Origin of the sequence: Acetobacter sp. DmW_136 (genome assembly GCF_008690365.1) — a bacterium.
Classification (GTDB): domain Bacteria; phylum Pseudomonadota; class Alphaproteobacteria; order Acetobacterales; family Acetobacteraceae; genus Acetobacter; species Acetobacter oryzifermentans.
Window position 1 is genome coordinate 102,030 of record NZ_VHON01000006.1, and the last position, 18,515, is coordinate 120,544.

13 protein-coding genes are annotated in these 18,515 nt (G+C 43.4%); 7 read left to right on the forward strand and 6 right to left on the reverse strand.

Annotated features, from left to right (window positions below):
- Positions 1 to 142: 142 nt before the first annotated feature.
- The 5 genes from urtE to urtA all read right to left on the reverse strand — a co-directional run bounded on the left by urtE (position 143) and on the right by urtA (position 4,967).
- The gene (gene urtE, locus FKW31_RS02460; RefSeq protein ID WP_370513041.1) at positions 143 to 862 is read right to left on the reverse strand and encodes an urea ABC transporter ATP-binding subunit UrtE; all 720 of its coding nucleotides are present in this window, start codon (positions 860 to 862) and stop codon (positions 143 to 145) included.
- Positions 863 to 869: 7 nt separating this feature from the next.
- Entirely contained in the window at positions 870 to 1,622 is a 753-nt protein-coding gene (gene urtD, locus FKW31_RS02465) for an urea ABC transporter ATP-binding protein UrtD (protein ID WP_150177492.1), read from the reverse strand.
- 13 nt (positions 1,623 to 1,635) lie between these two features.
- Positions 1,636 to 2,751: an urea ABC transporter permease subunit UrtC gene (urtC, locus tag FKW31_RS02470; RefSeq protein WP_063353312.1), complete on the reverse strand. Its 1,116-nt coding sequence runs from the start codon at positions 2,749 to 2,751 to the stop codon at positions 1,636 to 1,638.
- Positions 2,752 to 2,762: 11 nt separating this feature from the next.
- Positions 2,763 to 3,689, reverse strand: coding sequence for an urea ABC transporter permease subunit UrtB (gene urtB, locus FKW31_RS02475; RefSeq protein WP_150177494.1), 927 nt, complete (start codon positions 3,687 to 3,689; stop codon positions 2,763 to 2,765).
- A gap of 63 nt (positions 3,690 to 3,752) precedes the next feature.
- Entirely contained in the window at positions 3,753 to 4,967 is a 1,215-nt protein-coding gene (urtA, locus tag FKW31_RS02480) for an urea ABC transporter substrate-binding protein (protein ID WP_150177572.1), read from the reverse strand.
- Between the two features lie 260 nt (positions 4,968 to 5,227).
- Between urtA and FKW31_RS02485 the strand changes: the two genes are divergently transcribed.
- Together FKW31_RS02485 and FKW31_RS02490 are read left to right on the forward strand one after the other, a co-directional pair.
- The gene (locus FKW31_RS02485) at positions 5,228 to 8,566 is read left to right on the forward strand and encodes an ATP-binding protein (protein ID WP_166443367.1); all 3,339 of its coding nucleotides are present in this window, start codon (positions 5,228 to 5,230) and stop codon (positions 8,564 to 8,566) included.
- A complete protein-coding gene (locus FKW31_RS02490; RefSeq protein ID WP_150177498.1) occupies positions 8,563 to 9,462 on the forward strand; it encodes a DNA-binding response regulator in 900 nt (299 codons plus the stop codon). Before FKW31_RS02485 ends, FKW31_RS02490 begins: the two co-directional genes overlap by 4 nt.
- Before the next feature lie 48 nt (positions 9,463 to 9,510).
- Here the strand turns inward: FKW31_RS02490 and FKW31_RS02495 are convergent, their stop codons facing one another.
- Positions 9,511 to 10,518, reverse strand: coding sequence for a formamidase (locus FKW31_RS02495; RefSeq protein ID WP_150177500.1), 1,008 nt, complete (start codon positions 10,516 to 10,518; stop codon positions 9,511 to 9,513).
- 388 nt (positions 10,519 to 10,906) lie between these two features.
- Here FKW31_RS02495 and FKW31_RS02500 point away from each other — a divergent pair, with 388 nt between their 5' ends.
- From FKW31_RS02500 to FKW31_RS02520, 5 genes are all read left to right on the forward strand, one after another.
- Positions 10,907 to 12,109 carry a porin gene (locus tag FKW31_RS02500; protein ID WP_238332725.1) on the forward strand — a complete coding sequence of 401 codons (1,203 nt, stop codon included), beginning with the start codon at positions 10,907 to 10,909 and terminating at the stop codon, positions 12,107 to 12,109.
- Positions 12,110 to 12,143: 34 nt separating this feature from the next.
- Positions 12,144 to 12,620, forward strand: a complete 477-nt coding sequence (locus FKW31_RS02505) for a hypothetical protein (protein ID WP_006116728.1) — start codon at positions 12,144 to 12,146, stop codon at positions 12,618 to 12,620.
- Between the two features lie 506 nt (positions 12,621 to 13,126).
- Positions 13,127 to 14,398 carry an autotransporter strand-loop-strand O-heptosyltransferase gene (locus FKW31_RS02510; RefSeq protein WP_150177502.1) on the forward strand — a complete coding sequence of 424 codons (1,272 nt, stop codon included), beginning with the start codon at positions 13,127 to 13,129 and terminating at the stop codon, positions 14,396 to 14,398.
- 403 nt (positions 14,399 to 14,801) lie between these two features.
- On the forward strand, positions 14,802 to 15,128 hold the full coding sequence (locus tag FKW31_RS16315) for a hypothetical protein (RefSeq protein ID WP_238332726.1): 327 nt from the start codon (positions 14,802 to 14,804) through the stop codon (positions 15,126 to 15,128).
- Between the two features lie 1,018 nt (positions 15,129 to 16,146).
- Positions 16,147 to 18,501 (forward strand): TonB-dependent siderophore receptor, encoded by a 2,355-nt coding sequence (locus FKW31_RS02520; RefSeq protein ID WP_150177505.1) that lies wholly within the window; start codon positions 16,147 to 16,149, stop codon positions 18,499 to 18,501.
- Positions 18,502 to 18,515: the final 14 nt, after the last annotated feature.

An 18,515-nucleotide genomic window follows, 5' to 3' on the forward strand; every position in this document is an offset into this window, starting at 1 on the left:
TGTTTCAGACGTCCAACATTATGATAAATGATCTTTGGTTGATTACTTTTCTATCATGCATACTCAACACAACCTAATTTCATAAAATTCTTAGAAAAAATTTCTGATTTTATTTTTATTTCAAAAATATTTTTAAAATAATTTAAACAGATAGAAAACGTGTAAGTTTCTCAACATCAACATCTTCTTTTGTTGTCTGATACACAATATTGCCCCCTTCAATCACCAGAATACGGTCTGCAATATCCAAAGCAAAACTGAGCACCTGTTCAGACACCATAATACTTAAACCACTATTATCACGGATTTGTTTCAACGTCTGCGCCATCTCAAATATAATAGATGGTTGTATTCCTTCTGTAGGTTCGTCCAACAAAAGAACTTTAGGACGTGTTGCCAAAGCACGTGCTATTGCAAGCTGCTGTTGCTGTCCGCCAGATAAATTACCTCCTCTTCGTGATCCCATTTCTCGCAAAACCGGAAAAATTTTATAGAGATCTTCTGGAACATACTTTTCATTCCTTACAAATAAACCAGTCTCAATATTTTCGGTTACTGTCATGGCAGGGAATATCATACGCCCTTGAGGAACATAGGCCAGACCAGATTCAACACGCTTATAAGCTGGCAACTTTGTAATATCTTTACCATCAAGCCCGATACTTCCTGAGCGAAGAGGTAAATTGCCAATAAGAGATTTCATAAGCGTCGTTTTTCCCATACCATTACGCCCCATGAGAACGACAATTTCACCATGTCCAACTTGTAAATCAACGCCGTGCAGAACTTCACTAGCACCATAAGCCACATGTAAGTTTCGAACATCCAACAGCGATTTATCCAACGCAGCAACATTCGTAATTTTATTGTTATATTGAGTGTCCAAGATACACCTCCACAACTTTTGGGTCGTTTTTCACATGTTCCATCGAACCATCTGAAATAATACGCCCCTGATGAAGAACAGTAACCCGGTGGGCAATTTTTTCTACAAACCCCATATCATGCTCAATTACAAGAACTGAACGTGACTGTATAATACGCTGAAGTAGCTCTGCTGTACGTACGCGTTCATTAACTGTCATACCTGCGACAGGTTCATCCAGCATCAAAAGTGCTGGGTTCTGGATAAGCAACATTCCTATTTCCAGCCACTGTTTCTGGCCATGGCTAAGATCAGCAGCTTTACGATCAAGATGGTTATAAAGAAAAATCATTTCCGAAATTTCTTTTATACGATTTATAATTTTCTTATCTTTTCTAAAAAAAAGTGCCTCAAAAACACTTCTTCCGGATGGGTATGATATTTCCAAATTTTCAAAAACCGTTAGATCTTCATAGACAGATGGCGTCTGAAACTTACGCCCTACCCCGGCCCGAACAATATCATACTCCTTAAGCCGAGTGAGCTCCCGCCCTTCGAACTGAATAGAGCCTGATGTGGCTTTTGTACGCCCACAAATGAGGTCTAGAACCGTTGTTTTACCCGCACCATTAGGCCCAATTATTACCCGAATTTCCCCTTTTGCAAGCTGAAACGATAAGTTATCAACCGCTTTAAACCCACCGAAAGATACACTAAGGTTTTCAACAGAAAGCAATGTTTCATTTTGCATTTTCATCTTGCTTTCTTTCTTATGCTGTTTCATCTACAGCATGTGAGGTCTGACTGCGGTTTCCGCCAAGAATACGAAGGACATATGGGTCAATATAATTCTCATAAAGACTGGCAAGGCCTCCAGGTAAAAAAACAACAATACCAATAAACAAGCCACCCATAGCAAAAGTCCAAAGCTCCGGGAGCGATTCCGAAAAGCTCGTGCGAGCCCAGTTTACCAAAAGCGTGCCATACACGGCCCCAACCAATGAATTACGTCCACCTACCGCACAGTAAATTACCATTTCAATAGAAGGTACAATCCCAACAAATGTGGGAGACATAAACCCCACTTCTAATGTAAAGAGAGCACCACCAACACCAGCCATAGCTGCCGCCAAAGCAAAAATGAATATTTTAAAATTTGCAACATTATAACCAGAAAATCTTACTCTATCTTCCTGATCCCGCATCGCACGCAAAATACGGCCGAGCTTGCTTTGCCGCACAAAACGCACCAGAAGCAAACAAGCCAAAAGTAAAAAAACACCTGCGTAGTAAAGAACAAGTTTGGCATGATCAGTACGAATATCCCAACCATCAAGCGTACGAAGATCTGTAATACCATTGACTCCACCGGTATATCCCTGCTGACCTATGATAAGAATGGTCAAAACAGATGCTATAGCCTGTGTAATAATTGCAAAATATGTTCCTCCAACACGGCGTTTAAACATCGCTGCACCGATCACCATCGCAAGAAGCACTGGCACGGCTATAATTGCCACGAGTGAAAAAGAAAGGCTATGGAACGGCTTCCAGAACCAAGGTAAGGCCGTAATCTGGTTCCAATCCATAAAATCGGGAATACCTGGAGTAGACTGGCTTTTCGTAGCCTCCAAAGTGGAGGCCTGGAGCTTTAGAAACATGGCCATACAATATCCACCAAGCCCAAAAAATATTCCCTGACCAAGACTAAGAATTCCTGAATCTCCCCAGCATGCAACCAGCCCAATGGTTACAAAAGTATACGTAAGATATTTGCCGACAAGATTAAGGCGAAATGCATCTAATCCCAAAGGCAATACAATCAGGAGGATGACAGACAGAATTGAAAGGAATAAGATATCTTTGCGGCTTTGAAGCGAAAACATATTCCCTTCTCCTAACGACGGACTTTAAGGGCAAATAGACCCTGTGGACGCAACATGAGAATGCCTATGACAGTAAGCAGAACAAACACTTGCGCCATGGAACCATTAAGGAAAAACTCAAGGATAGAACGTGCTTGAGAAATACTGAATGAAGACGCAATTGTCCCCCCCAGACTTTCAGTACCTCCAAATGCAACAACCAAAAATGTATCCACAATATATTGCTGGCCTGCCGTAGGGCTTGTGGATCCAATCATGGTAAAAGCCGAACCCGCAACACCAGCAACTCCACAACCTAAACCGAAAGTAAAACGATCAACCCGTTCGGTATTAATGCCGACATTACCAGCCATTGTTCGATTTTGCATGACTGCACGTACCTGCTTACCCCAGCCTGATTTATAAAGCAGAGCATAGATTGCGCCGGTAATTAGAAATGTAATCGCAATGACAATCATACCATTGATAGGAATCTGAATAGTATCACTGAGATTCCATGACCCCATCATCCAGTCAGGAAGCGTTACCCCTACTTCACGGGCACCAAATGTTGACCGAAAGATTTGCTGCAAAATCAAACTAACGCCCCATGTAGCAAGAAGTGTATCCAGCGGTCTTTTATAAAGAAAACGTATTAATGACCATTCCAGAAACATCCCGGATATACCAGCAACAATAAATGCGAGAACCACGGCAACAAAAAAATATAGCCCAAACAGCGCTGGCGCCCATTGCGCAAAAATATAGGAACAGACGTAAGTTGTATAAGCCCCGAGGATCATGAATTCCCCATGAGCCATATTGATCACACCCATCTGACCAAAAACGATGGCCAGACCCAATGCCATCAGGAGAAAAACTGAAAACAAGATAAGCCCAGCAAAACTTTGCATAACAAAAATGGATGCCAGGTCATTAAATGAATATCCCGAAAGCATAATCAAGTATCTCCTGATGAGGGGAGAAAGAAAAACCGAATGAACGGTCAGTGCCCACGTAGTTTATTGATATCCAACGGGGAACGGATTTGGCTCCATGAGTTCTGGTGTTTCATAAATCACATCGAACTGACCATCTGTACGGGCACGACCAACCAGTGTTTTACTCCACAGATGATGATTTTTATGAATCCGCACATAACCTTCGGGAGCATTTTTGAATTCAATACCCGGAGATGCATCAATCACCTTACTGATATCGAAAGTTCCGGCCTTTTCTACTGTAAGTTTCCATAGCCATGGCCCCAGATAAGCTGCTTGTGTAACATCCCCAATTACACTTTTTTCACCCCACATTTTTTTGAAAGCCGCAACAAATTTTTTGTTGTCAGGAGTATCAATGCTCTGGAAGTACTTCATGCATGCGTAAGCGCCTGCTATATTTTCGCCCCCAATACCAAGTATTTCATCTTCTGTAACAGAAATGGTCATCAGATTGTGCTTGGATAGATCTAGCCCAGCGGCCTTAAGTTGCTTGTAAAAGGCCACATTTGAACCACCGACAATGATCGCATAGATCACATCTGGCTTTATGAGCTTAATTTTATTGATGACGGAGTTAAATTGAGAGTCCCCCAGCGGAAAGTATTCTTCGCCCACCACACGGGATCCCTTAAGGTGATTCTCAATATGCTTGCGCGCTATTTTATTCGCTGTTCGGGGCCAAATATAATCGGACCCAAGAAGATAGTATGTTTTCGCGTTCTTCTCCTTACTGATCCAGTCAAGGCCAGCAAGAATTTGCTGTGTAGCCTCCTGTCCGGTATAGATCACGTTACGTGACTGCTCGAGTCCTTCATAAAATGTCGGGTAATAAAGCAGCCCATTGTACTGTTCGAATACAGGTAACACAGCTTTGCGTGATGCAGATGTCCAACACCCAAAGACAGATGCACATTTGTCATTTTCAAGAAGTTTACGCGCTTTTTCGGCAAACGTTGGCCAGTCACTGGCACCGTCTTCCTGAATGAAGTTGATTTTCCGGCCGAGAACGCCGCCACTTTCATTAATCTGCGCAATGGCCAACTTCTCTGCTTCAACAGACCCGATCTCGCTCAGCGCCATGGTGCCTGTGATAGAATGTAGAATTCCAACTGTGACAGTATCATCGGTAACGGCTAGCCCCGTCGTATTCACTGCGGCAGTCGATGGAACATCTGCATATGCAAGACGAGATAGAAGAGGAGTGAGTGAAAGAGCTGAAAGACCAGCAAGCATCTGACGACGGCTGGCTTGTTGCTTCAAAAGATCAATTTTCTTGTCAGGCATAAGACCTACCACCTTGGCTGCGAGTGTCGATACACTCCGTGACAACAACCTGACTGTCGGAAAGTAGGCACGCGTTCGCCATACGTCGATTAACGTACAACAATGGGTCTAAAAGACTCTTTTCATTTCGGAATCGTTATTTACTATACATTCGACAGATTTTTGGTCCACACTCTAGCAGAAGCCCTCATAGTGTCGTGGGGAGACGCATGTTCCCACATCAGCGAATCATCAGATCACGCCGCACCTACAACCGCTGGGTCGCGGATGAAACAATGGAAGATTATGCCTTGCGCTTCACGCCCGAAGCAGCACGGCGATGGTCTCCTTTAAGTGTCGCGAATACAGCCTTTGGGGGTGTTTCTTTTCTTGCCCTCGAAATGATTGGAGGTATCGTTTTTTTAAAATATGGCTTTCCAAACGCCTGCCTAGCACTGCTGTTGGGTATTGCGCTGATTTTCCTATTAAGCCTCCCTATCAGCTACTATTCCTCACGCTATGGCATAGATCTTGATCTACTTACACGTGGTGCTGGCTTCGGTTACATTGGTTCAACTCTTACCTCTCTTATCTATGCGTCATTCACTTTTATATTTTTTGCCATAGAAGGCGCGATACTCTCCGACATACTCAAAATGTGCCTCGATATCCCCCTTTGGCTAGGTTACATATTTTCAGCACTCGTTATCATTCCAATAGTTGCAAAAGGTTTTACTCTTATAAGCCGCTTTCAGAGATGGACTGTTGCACCATGGCTTATTCTTCAGCTACTCCCTTTCTTGGTTATGGCCTGGAAGCAACCTGTACCTATAACAAATTGGATACATTACGCAGGCACGCGTGAACTTCCTGTTTTGGAATTGGCCGGAATTGGAGGAGCTCTGTCGATCATATTTTCTGTGATTACCCAAATAGGTGAACAAGTAGATTTTCTGCGCTTTCTTCCCGTGCCGAAACAGACGTACCAGAAATGGACATGGTGGGGCGTACTCCTTACATGCGGTGCGGGCTGGATATTCCCCGGTGGGTTGAAAATCCTTGCAGGTATGTTTCTAGCATGGATTGCTATTATCCATGGCGTGCTCCCAGTAGAAGCACAACAACCTACAACCATGTATCTCCTTGCCTTTCAGCAGGTAACATCGGTTCATGGCCTTGCGCTCGTATTGACCATTCTGTTCATTGTGCTGTCACAGCTAAAAATTAATATTACAAATGCTTACGCAGGATCTATTGCATGGTCCAATTTCTTTTCCCGCATGACTCATAGCCACCCCGGGCGCATTGTGTGGGTGGTATTCAATGTCGGGCTGGGCCTACTTTTGATGGAAATGGATGTATATAGCACCATTGTGCATATGCTGTTCCTCCATTCAACAATTGCAGCCTCGTGGATAGGTGCACTTACATCAGACCTCACCATCAATAAACCACTTGGTTTTAGCCCAGCAGGAATCGAATTTCGCCGCGCCTATCTTTACGACATCAACCCTGTAGGTATGGGAAGCATGACAGGCGGCCTTGTTATAGCCGCAGCAAGTTACACGGGGTTATTTGGTGACACATTATCAGCTTTTTCCCCATTTATCGGGTTAACAACCTCCTTTTGTCTGGCGCCTTTTATCGGATGGTTGACCGAAGGACGTTATTATCTGGCACGCCCTCCCCTCTCTCTTCAAGGCGACAAAGTTCATTGTGTGTGCGTGATTTGCAAAAACTCTTTTGAACAGGAAGATATAGCCTTCTGTCCTGTCTATACGGGGTTTATCTGCTCGTTGTGTTGCACGTTGGACTCCCGTTGTCGCGATGCATGCAAAGCAGAAACAGCACATCTTTCAGGGCAAATAAAAAAAGTAACCTACAGTATATTCCCTAAATTTATTGCTGCCCAAGTATCTGGTATTTTAGGTCGTTATTTTATTATTTTTTCGATACTTATTTTTTGCATGGGAATTATTTTATACAGCATTTATATAAACATTTTAAAAATTCCACACATTTTACCCAACCAGCTTTACATTATTTTCTGGAAAACATTCTTTTTGCTCAGTGCGCCTTTAACCGTCATTGCATGGTTTCTGGTGCTCAGCCAACGCAGTTATCGTGCCGCAGAAGATGAAAATAGATTTCAAACACGTCTTCTTATGAGAGAAATACATGCGCACAAACGCACGGATCAGGAATTAAAAAAAGCTAAAGAACGTGCTGAATCAGCTAATCTTTCAAAAAGTCGATTTATGGTAGGTGTTAGTCACGAAATCCGTACACCTCTCAACTCCATCATGGGTTATGCTTACCTTCTAGAAAATAAAATGCTCACGCCTGAAAAACAAAATGAAGGATTAAAAGTTATACAACGGAGCACAGAACATTTAAGTGGTCTGATTGAAGGTTTATTTGATATTTCAAAAATAGAAGCGGGTCGTATGGATATTTTGCGCGAAAAAATTAATTTTCGAGAATTTCTAAAACATCTTACTGAAATGCTTCGTTTTCAGGTCAATCAAAAAAAACTGCTGTTTATTGAGCATATTCCAGATGATCTGCCTGAATACGTTATGACAGATCAAAGAAGACTCCGACAAATTTTAATTAATCTTCTTTCCAATGCTATCAAATTTACACCAAGCGGATCTGTGTCATTTTCCGTCAGATGGAACATGGAAATTGCAACTTTTGAGATACAAGATACAGGGATAGGAATACCCGCAACTGACATAGAACGTATTCACGAACCCTTCCAGCGCAGTTCTCACCCTGCTTCACAAAGCATTCAGGGAACCGGACTTGGTTTAACTATAACTCGCCTTCTTGTACAGATTTTAGGAGGTGAACTCACAATCAAAAGCCAGGTTGGACTGGGCACAACTTGCCGCGTGCGGCTAATGCTCGCACAAACAGAATCAAAGGAAAACCCGGCGCCTACATATAATGTTCAAATACATGAAGGTAGTAAGCGCCCATCTGTTTTTGTTGTTGATGATGATAGTATTCATCGCGGAATGATAAATGATGTTCTAGAGCCTTTTGGGTTTTTAGTTTACTCTGCAGCAAGTGCGCAAGAATGCCTTGATATTGCAAAACATGTTCGGATCGATATTTTCCTTATTGATATCAACATGCCCGAAATGAATGGATGGGAATTAGCACGTCATTTACGGAACAGTATAAACCATGATTCTACTATCTTTGTTATTTCTGCTGATGAACAAACGCGCTTAGGTAACAACAGAGAAGGGCTTTGCAATAGCATTCTTTCCAAACCTGTTTCAATTCCAGATCTGCTTATTCTTATAAACCAAGCACTCAGTGCTATAAAACCGTCTCCAAAGCCAACAAAACCCTCGTCTACATCACTTCATAGATTACCAGATAACCATCTCGCAGAATTACGTCGCTTATCTCGAATTGGACATGTTGCCGGAATCATACGTCTTCTTGATAAAATAGATGATTCCGTTGATGCTCAGCTTATTCGCGATATGGCTTACCGATCGCAAATGAAAAAATTGCAAAAATTTCTAGAAGATTATAAGGAAATATCATGAACGGCATTGTTCTTGTTGTAGATGACAGCCCAGAAAATCTTTCTCTTATAATGAATATATTGGAAAATTCTGGCTTCACTACTCTTGTTTCGCAATCTGCCAAGAATGCCCTTTCCATACTTTTAGATGTAGATGTTGATCTGGTGCTTTTGGATGCTCTTATGCCAGAAACAAATGGTTTTGAAATGTGCACACAAATGAAACAGATGCCAGAGCTATGTGATATTCCTGTCATATTCATGACTGGTCTTTCTGAGCAAAAACATATTGTACAGGCTTTTGATGTTGGCAGCGTTGATTATATCATCAAACCTATACAACCGCCTGAACTTCTAGCTCGTGTTCAAACTCACCTTAAAAACGCTCGCACCACAAGATCTATCTACCGAGCAATTGATTTTTCCGGGCGCCATTTTCTAGCTGTAAACAAACAAGGGAAAATCTTATGGTTTACGCCACAAGTTCCCCTGATTCTGGACGATACCCTCATCGCAGAGAGCTCATATCTTCCTGAAGATATCTTACACTGGCATCAGCATTGCCAAATAGAACCCACCATAGCAGAAGTATGCTATAAACATCCAAATAAAAGTAAGAATATAAATGTAAATCTTATTTTTATGGGACAACCAGAACCGGAAGAATTTCTTATACGTCTAACTGTTTCTAAAGAAGGGAATGAGATTGCTTCATTACAAAAACGCCTTAATCTAACAGCGCGAGAAGCAGAAGTTCTATTCTGGATTTCAAAAGGCAAAACCAATCGGGATATTGCAGAAATACTTTCTATCAGCCACAGAACAGTTAATAAACATCTTGAACAAGCTTACGTAAAAATAGGGGTTGAAAACCGTGCATCTGCAACCGCACGTGTTCTTCAAGCCCTTCTGGTGTAGATAAAAAACAACCACCTGCCTTATTTAACAGGTGGTTATTATCAAAAGCTATTTTGGCATTGGACCAAGTTTTACGCCATCAGGATAGTATTTCCACCCATCTCGAATACGAACCTTATTATCCCATGGAAGCTTATATTCTCCTGCAGCAAGATCTCTTACCCATGTAAGGTAATTTTCTTTCTCTCCTCCAGGTTTTCCAACATAAGCACGACATCCAAGATTAAATATATTGTTTTCTAGTGCCCAGTTTTCACGTGCTTTATCTACCAAATGAGGGAACAATTCCGCCGTGACAATTTCCCATGGGTTACGATGCCCTTGTTGGATCACATTGCCATCATAATTACAGATTGTGCCTTCACCAAAATAATAAAATACGTTGTCATACCCGGCCAAATTGACAGACATGGTGTACATAAGATTCTGCCAGGCATTTGTTTTATTAGTCCAAATCCACTGATCATTGACCTGTGTCGAATATCCAGAAATACGGATATAAACATTAGCTCCTTTATAAGCAGCTTCACGCGCTAGTTCTGGAAACATACCATCGTGACAGATGCATACAGCCAACCGCGATCCTTTAGGGCCTTCACACACAGGCATTCCCAAATTACCTGGAGACCAAGGCTCGATTGGTACCCATGGTTGTAGCTTACGATAATGTAAGGCAATTTCACCCTCAGCATCAATAATAATGGCTGTATTATATGGGGGTAATGAAGGATTCTCGTTTTTCTCCATCAGAGAAAATACACCCCATACAGCGTTCCTACGGCATGCCTCTTTAAAACGAGTAATTTCCTCACTTTCGAGGGTTAGCAACATCTCATCATAAGTCCAGATTGCCGTATTGAGACCCTGCGTTGAATACTCAGGAAAAACAATAAGGTCGAGATCCGGATATCCTGCCTTGGTTGAATCAACCGCACGACAGATCTGGTCAACCTGTGTCTGAATATCTTCAGGACCTTTAATGACCGGGACCGGATATTGAATCAATGCAACAAGAAGGGCTTCTTCCCACGCACTCACACTGCCGGTGCTTCCCATGAATCTCTCCCATACTTTGTGTCGAAAACCTATTTAGGTTCGGTGGTATGTGGTTTGGAGGCATATATTCCTCAAACCCGCTTCATGATCGTCCGATATAATATGGCTTTTGGCCCATACGTTGTTTGACGTACAGAAAATGAAAATTTTATATTTAAAAACAAAACATACAAAATTTTTGCAAAATAAATTTAACAAAAATATTGATTGTATTTTGTTTTATAAGGAATTTTTAAATTTTATTACTTTACTGTCCGTTTTCCAGAAAATTTTCAAAACTGATTTACTTCATTGGAATAAGTCATTTCACGCATGCAAAAATTTAGGTTCGTTATCGTAATGTTATAAATGTAACCCAACAGTGAACCTCGGATAAAGGAGGGAACGCATGATTACGGTCAGTTCAAGGTTTTCGAAAAATTGGACGATACATCTTTCTCGCTCTAGTCGCATCCTTTCTACCTGCTTCATTTTGGGAGCCATAACCTCACAATATGCACATGCTGCAGTCACGGTAAATTTTGGCAAGGATCAGTTTTTTACGCTTGGAGTTGGCGTCAAAGCGCAGTACCTATCAAAAGATCCGAATGCAACACCAAGCAATTCAAGTGCCGCCAGCGCAAGCAACTTACGTATTTATATGGGAGCACAGTTCCATAAATATGTTAAAACAACCGTCAATCTTGAACGATTGCGTGACGGAAACTGGAACGTTCTTGATGGTACTTTGCAGATTGAACCCTGGACAGCATTCAATGTTTGGGGCGGTCGCATGCTCACCCCAAGTGATCGCTCCAACCTTGATGGACCATACTTCCTTAGTACATATGCCTTTCCCATTGTTGCTCAATACCCTGGAGCCTGGTCTGGCCGTGATGATGGGCTGGCCGTTTGGGGCAGACTTCTAAAAAATCATTTTCGCTATGTGGCCGGTGTCTATCGCGGTCATAACTGGCAGCGCGATGCCTCCAACTATGGTGAGCATCCTTTGTTTGCCAGTCGCTTAGAATACAACTTCCTTGATCCCGAACCATCACCCGCCTACTACACAGCCAGTACTTATTATGGAAAAGCTGATATCCTTGCTATTGGCCTAGCAGGCCAGTACGAAACGGATGGTGTAGGTACAGCACAACAAAAAGGCGATTATAAAGCCTGGAATATTGATGGCCTATTTGAAAAACGAATTGGCCCCGATGCGCGCTATGGTGTTTATACTTTAGAAGGCGCCTACTATCAGTATTATACGGATGGCGTAAAAGATATTGCCGCAGGTTATCACCAACGTTCTGCAGATTATGGGAATGTTGGAGGTATCAACAATGGTACGGCTTTTCTGGCCAGCACCGCTTACCTTATTCCTTACACACTAGGCTGGGGCCGATTACAGCCTTTGGTAAGATACCAGCAATTTCGCTATAAAAAAGATATGTACGGCCCTGGCCATCCTAAAACCACCCAATTTGATGCTGGCGCAAACTATGTTCTGGATGGCCACAACCTTCGTTTTACCTTTGATTATGTCAGGTACAAACCCATGGGTACGCACGCTTCCAATGCTTTCTTACTGGGAATGCAATTTCAGTACTAATCACTGCGCCTAATAAAGGTAAATTATATAATAGATGGTTCAAAATGAACTTCTGGGAGATAGGAAAATGCTAAACCTAAAGCAACGAGTAGTAAGCGCTGCTGCTGCTCTAACTATCAGTATCATTGGGAATACTGCATGGGCCGTAGAGCCTGCGTTGGAAAGTCTAGATTGTCGACACCTCTTTGTAGAAGATGTCAAACTTTCAGACAAAGTTGATGCGCTACAGCACAAGGAAGAAACCGATATAGAAAACGGAAATGCAGAAGAAGACAAAGGATTTTTTGTAAAACTTGATCCAATACCAGGTATAGGTGTTATGAAAGGTATGACCTTAACCCCAGCAGGTAAGCCTCTTCGAGAAGATTCTACCGAAATGGGACTAAACACTTTACAAACACGCCTGGCATCCGTACGCAGTATAGAACAGCGTAAGATGTGTCCTGAAATAGGAATCTCCCCTCAAAAGCGTACAACCATCCTTGATGATCAAGTACGTAGCGTCCAGTAAATTCAAAATTAAATGTAATATTTTCAAATACTTATATATAATAAAATATATTTTTCTATATGCATTAATACACGTTGAAAAAATTGCACGCGCCATCTTTCTGGCGCGTGCTTTCTGAGTCAGCATGCAACCTTAATACCAAAAGCATATTCGCAAAGCTGAAAAACTAGCAACATGTCGCAACACGATATGATCACTGAGTTTATACATTCTTGTCTGGCATCCACTCGCAACAAGTTTTATCATTCCCTATCAAAGAATGAGTCCTGAGCTTAAAAATACATGGGAGTTCTTTGTTTAACCCCTATCAATTGCGCAAAATTTTCATGAATATTTATGTTTCGATTGCGCTAACATAAATAAATGTTATAAGTTTGTCCCGTAATTAGTTAACAACTCAATAGGCAGGGTTTTATCCTCGCGCAATTCGATGGTTGAGAAAATGAAAACACATACACATTTCCAAGACAAAGATAGTCAAACATTCTTTATTGGTGGTATAAAACATGACTGATCAGACAACGGCAGCCAGCACTCAAGCTAATCAGTCCAAGACAATACAAGGGGCCCCATACCCCACAGCTGCCGCGCTTCCCACACAGCAAGCGCCAAAGAATATTCGGTTTGATTTTAACGAGGGGTGCCGCGTTCACCTCCCTTTGTTGGGAGAAACGGAAGGGACTTGGCGTATTGAACTCGCAGATCTGGATACCGGAAATATTTTGTTTGCACAGACGGGCTTGAGCCAAGCGCTCGTTCGTTCATCCAAGCGCTGGTACGTGCGGTTTGGCATCACTGTCTGGCAGGATGTTACAGCAGAAGACGGAAAAGTTACCAGCACGCAGGTTTTTTCCCACGCTTACGATTCAAAAAATAAGCAGGTTCTTATCATATTCCCTGTCGGAACATTGGGAGATACGTTGGCATGGGTACCCTATGCCGCACGTTTTGCAGAAACGCAGCAAGCGCAGGTAACATGCGCCATGTCCGAACTCCTGATTCCATTATTTCAAAATGCCTACCCACACATCAATTTTGTTACGCATGATGATGTACGAACAAAAAAACTTACAGAGCAGGCTTACGCAACTTATTATCTAGGCCTCTTTTTTGATGATGCCACTTGTGACTGGCAACCTTCCGACTTCCGTTTGGTGGGACTACATAAAACGGCAGCCTATATTCTTGGGGTTAGCCCCAAAGAAGAACCTGCAAAAATCAGCTTTCCAGATGAAGGACGCCCTATTGAGGAACCTTATGTTTGTATTGCCGCTCAAGCATCATCTCAATGCAAATACTGGAACAATCCGACGGGATGGGATGAAGTTATTAAATGGCTGAAAGCCCAAGGATACCGGGTGATCTGTATTGATCAGAAAACCGTACATGGTACTGGTATTGTCTGGAACCATATTCCGTATGAAGCAGAAGACCAAACCGGTAGCCGCCCTCTTACAGAACGTGCGCGCTGGCTGAAACATGCAGAGTTTTTTATCGGGCTTGGCTCTGGCTTATCTTGGCTGGCATGGTCTACCGGAACCCCTGTGGTCATGATTGCTGGCTTTAGCCACCCGACAACCGAATTTGAAACGCCTTTCCGTATCATCAACTGGCACACCTGTAATTCTTGCTGGAATGACCCGAAAGAGCGTTTTGATCACCATGATTTTTTATGGTGCCCACGGCATGCCAACACGCCGCGCCAGTTTGAATGCACGCGCCTTATTACGGCGAAACAAGTTATTGAAACAATAAAACCCATTGTTCATAAAAAATAACGATCATTTCATATATTTCTCAAATTACTACCATTGATGGTGACAGCAGCAACACTGAGCAGAACGGCAGCACTGCCAGCGGTGTTACTGCTGAGGCCGAGGGATATAATATGTTTATAGTAATGGGGCCGCCATTAGCGCACTCATATCTGGCGGCACGCTTGAAACTGTTGGATCAACCTCGTTTACATCAGCAACAACAGGTGAGAATATTCTCGTCTCCTCTGGTGGCACAAGTATATCTGCCACTTTAAAAGAACCTTACGTTACCATGAATCTTTCTGGGTCTGCTTCGGATACAACTCTTTCTGCCGGTGCTGTTGATGTTCATACAGACAGTGAACTGACTGATACAACAACCTAGAGCGGTCTCATTACCCTGTCTGGCGGCAATGTCACGGTTGTGAATGCAACACATGGCAGTGGTGGGCTTATTGTTGATGATGGCGGCAACTTAACCTCCGCAACGCTAGAAAATGATGGATATGTTCATATTTCTGCTGGTGGTTATATTGCTGCCGATACTAAAATTATAAGCGGTTATACGATAGTTTACGATGATGGAAAAGTCTTTAGCAGTTCCATACAAAGTGACATCATAACTGTTTCTGGCGGCAGCATTTCTGGCCTTCACCTCAATACACGCGGGTTTATTAATCTCTATGATGGGGTTCTGCCACAGATATTACTAGCACCGGAAACAACCTTACAAACGGGAATAGTGGTGTAAACGTTTCAGGCGGTACACTTCAGAATATTACATTTAATAACAGCGGTTATGACTTTTCTTTCAATACATCTCTGGCAAACACCACAACCAATACCATTGTAAGCAGCACCACTGCCTTTGAAGCTGTTTCTGCAGGAAGAAGCTCTATTAGTGCCACTATAAGTGATGGTGGTCATGAATATGCCAATGCGGGCGCTACAATCACTAACCCAACCGCTAAAAACGGTAGGACAATCACCATTCAAAACGATGCATCATTAAGCATTGGAAGTGACAGCCAGTTAAGCAGCACCGTAACTTTGTTAACTGGTAGCAAAGCATCCATCTATTCCGATGCTGGCAGCACCATTATTATGGATGGTCATACAAATACGGGTTTGGTCATTTCTGGTTTTAACGGCGCATCTGCTGGCAATTCAGATGGGATTGTGCTGGACGGTATAAAAAATGGAGATGTTTTGAACCGTTGTAAATAACCGTCGTTTAATGGGTATTGCTGTGGGAAATGTACATTTCCTTTCTACCAAACATCAGCATAAAATCACTTCTCACCTTCAGGCCCAAAAACCAGAAGGCTGGCACGATACAAATTGGACTGATTGCGCATAGATCAATGGTAACGCTGCACTGCCTCTGGCAAGGTAACTTATCCCACTGCACTATTGGCATTCTGTCCATAAATATTCGCGCAGAAGAACCTTTTTTAGTTAATCATCAGAATAAAGCAGATACCAAACATTGTGCCTAATACGTCAATACAATACTTATTTTAAGCAGGCTCTACCTTTTGTAGGTAGAGCCTTTTTTCTAGCGTTACTCAATTATCTTTTGGCACTCACAGCACATCTTATCGCTCTGCAGTCCATTCAGCATAACTGTATTATTTTAGCATCACTCTCCATCCATATTCATTCATATACAGATTTATGTACCAATATATATAGACAAGCTGACATCCGGCCCGGCAAAAGAAACTCACCCCTTGTTTTTTACTTTAAACCCGGACCTGCCAGAATCTATGCACGATCGTTTTCATACTTTTTGCGCCGCTGGAACGTTTAGCGCCCTTTTGTTGACAACCTCGGCACTGGCTGCAACGCTTGATCCTACAAAGCCGCATGCAAGCAGCAAACAAGCTGCTATAAAAACAGCAGCACCCAAAAAACAAGCCACCGCAGCCCCTATTGCAGGGATACTGGATGGCTCCAATGGTGAGACTGTGAATGTTCATGGCCATCATGCCGCAGATGGCACTGCCGCCAAATATATGAACAAGATTGTTTATCTTGGCCCATTAGGTAACCGAGATACTTTGGATACGCCTTATTCTGTCATGGGTGTTCCGCACGATGTTGTGGTGAACCAACAGATCCGCAACCTAAATGACATGGCGCAATATCTCCCTTCCGTGCAGTTGGAAGTTCGTGGTGATCCCAACACATCTCGCCCACAATCTCGTGGGTTTGAGGCCGATGTCATCTCCAACTCTCGTCTTGATGGGCTAAACGTTGTTGCCACCACACCTTATGCGGCAGAATGGGTAGACAACCTGCAAGTTCTGAACGGCTTGGCAGGCGCAATGTATGGGCCAGAAAACCCAGCCGGTGTTTTTGAATATACCCTCAAACGCCCAACAGATCGGCGTACAGAACGCCTTTCTGTTGGTGTAGATTCCATCGGCACACCAACAGTTAATGGTGACATTTCTGGTCGTTTGGGGCGGAATGGGTGGTTTGGTTACCGCCTGAACATGCTGCATGCCAACGGCACCGCTTATACGCAAGGCAGCATGGTTCGCCGCGAAATGGTCAGCGGTGATTTTGATATCCACCTTGATGACAAGACGGTTATCGAAATTGATGCCAGCCACTACACTTTTGACCAGCGCGGTACTGCTCCCGGTTTTGGTATTCTAGCAACCGGAGTGGGCGGAGATAAACTGCCCGAAGCACCGGATCTGAGCAAACGTCTGGCTCCTGAATGGAGCGGCTACAATATGGAAACCAATACGTTTCTTGCCAAAATCAAGCACCAGATCAACAAAGATTGGAGCTTCACACTGGGTGGTTTGTATCAGGATGCCGCCAGACAATCCTTTGGTGTGGCTGATACATTGTGTGATGGCAGCAAAACCTGCGGTGGCCTAACTGGTAGCAATGGCTGGTTCAGTTCCAAAGCAACTGCCACAACCACGGCGAATGATTTCCGTGTTGGCAGTAACATGGCCTATTTTAACGGCCGTGTTCACACCGGGCCCTTGCAGCATGATCTGGTGATTGGCACCAACGGTTACATGATGGGGAATTATAACCCCACAGGTGCAGTTACAAGCGCACAGAACTTAGGGGTATATAATCTCTCCGGCCCCTCCCCTTCCAGCGGCACACAGCCTTATTATCATGAGCGTTATAAATCCAGCAGTGTCACTAGCCAGTCTTTTATTGTGGGTGACACCATGCGCATCAACAAACATTGGTCTGTTATGGGCACACTTGCCTGGAGCTGGATCAATCAGGAAAGTGCGCTTAACTCCAAAAGCCCTCTCAGAAAAACTTTTGATACATCAGCAGCTTTTATCCCCACAGCCAGCGTGATGTACAAACCAACAGATAACCAGACCATCTATTTTACTTATGGTCGTTCTGTTGAAGCAGGGCCTGTTACCCCTAATAGTGCAAGCTACACCAACACAAACATGGCGCTGCCCATTGCCCATTCTGAAGAATATGAAGTGGGCTACAAATTGCGTTACAAAACAATGCAGTTTAACGTTGCCGGTTTCCGTATGACATCACCATACGCAATGTATGTGGCCGCAAAAAACCCGGATGCAGGTTGCGCAGCCATGACAAATTGCCAGACCTATCAATACGGCGGCACACAGCGCAACTATGGTGTGGAAGCCCAGATTTCTGGCGAAGTGCTGCCTAACCTTTCTGTACTTGCTGGCATGACCTGGCTGGATGCAGAACTAGTGCACGCAGCATCTTCCTCACTTAATAATAAGGAAATTGTTGGCGCAGCACCTTTGCAGGCTAACATGTTGCTGGATTATCGCTTGCCGGCTTCCATGGGGTCATTTGCCTCTGGCTGGGCCTTCAATGCCAATGTGCATTACATGGGCAATCGCGCAGCTAACGTTACCAACACACTCCATACCGGGTCCTACACCACGTTGGATCTGGGTACGCGCTATGCATTTCATGTGGCACAATTTCCATGGGTTGTACGTTTTGGGGTGAGTAACGCTACTAATGAACGCTACTGGGCCTCGGTTTATACCGGCGCACCAAGTGGCACATCTGGCGCAGCATCCAGCTTGTATGCTGGCCTGCCACGTGTTTATCACTTCACTTTCTCTGCGGAGTTCTGATACTCTTTTCCGTA

Excerpts from the sequence above, each read along its gene's own strand:
- urtD (WP_150177492.1), bottom strand. The coding sequence starts at position 1,622 with ATGAAAATGCAAAATGAAACATTGCTTTCTGTTGAAAACCTTAGTGTA.
- urtC (WP_063353312.1), bottom strand. The coding sequence starts at position 2,751 with ATGTTTTCGCTTCAAAGCCGCAAAGATATCTTATTCCTTTCAATTCTG.
- urtB (WP_150177494.1), bottom strand. The coding sequence starts at position 3,689 with ATGCTTTCGGGATATTCATTTAATGACCTGGCATCCATTTTTGTTATG.
- urtA (WP_150177572.1), bottom strand. The coding sequence starts at position 4,967 with ATGCTTGCTGGTCTTTCAGCTCTTTCACTCACTCCTCTTCTATCTCGT.
- FKW31_RS02485 (WP_166443367.1), top strand. The coding sequence starts at position 5,228 with ATGTTCCCACATCAGCGAATCATCAGATCACGCCGCACCTACAACCGC.
- FKW31_RS02490 (WP_150177498.1), top strand. The coding sequence starts at position 8,563 with ATGAACGGCATTGTTCTTGTTGTAGATGACAGCCCAGAAAATCTTTCT.
- FKW31_RS02495 (WP_150177500.1), bottom strand. The coding sequence starts at position 10,518 with ATGGGAAGCACCGGCAGTGTGAGTGCGTGGGAAGAAGCCCTTCTTGTT.
- FKW31_RS02500 (WP_238332725.1), top strand. The coding sequence starts at position 10,907 with ATGATTACGGTCAGTTCAAGGTTTTCGAAAAATTGGACGATACATCTT.
- FKW31_RS02505 (WP_006116728.1), top strand. The coding sequence starts at position 12,144 with ATGGTTCAAAATGAACTTCTGGGAGATAGGAAAATGCTAAACCTAAAG.
- FKW31_RS02510 (WP_150177502.1), top strand. The coding sequence starts at position 13,127 with ATGACTGATCAGACAACGGCAGCCAGCACTCAAGCTAATCAGTCCAAG.
- FKW31_RS02520 (WP_150177505.1), top strand. The coding sequence starts at position 16,147 with ATGCACGATCGTTTTCATACTTTTTGCGCCGCTGGAACGTTTAGCGCC.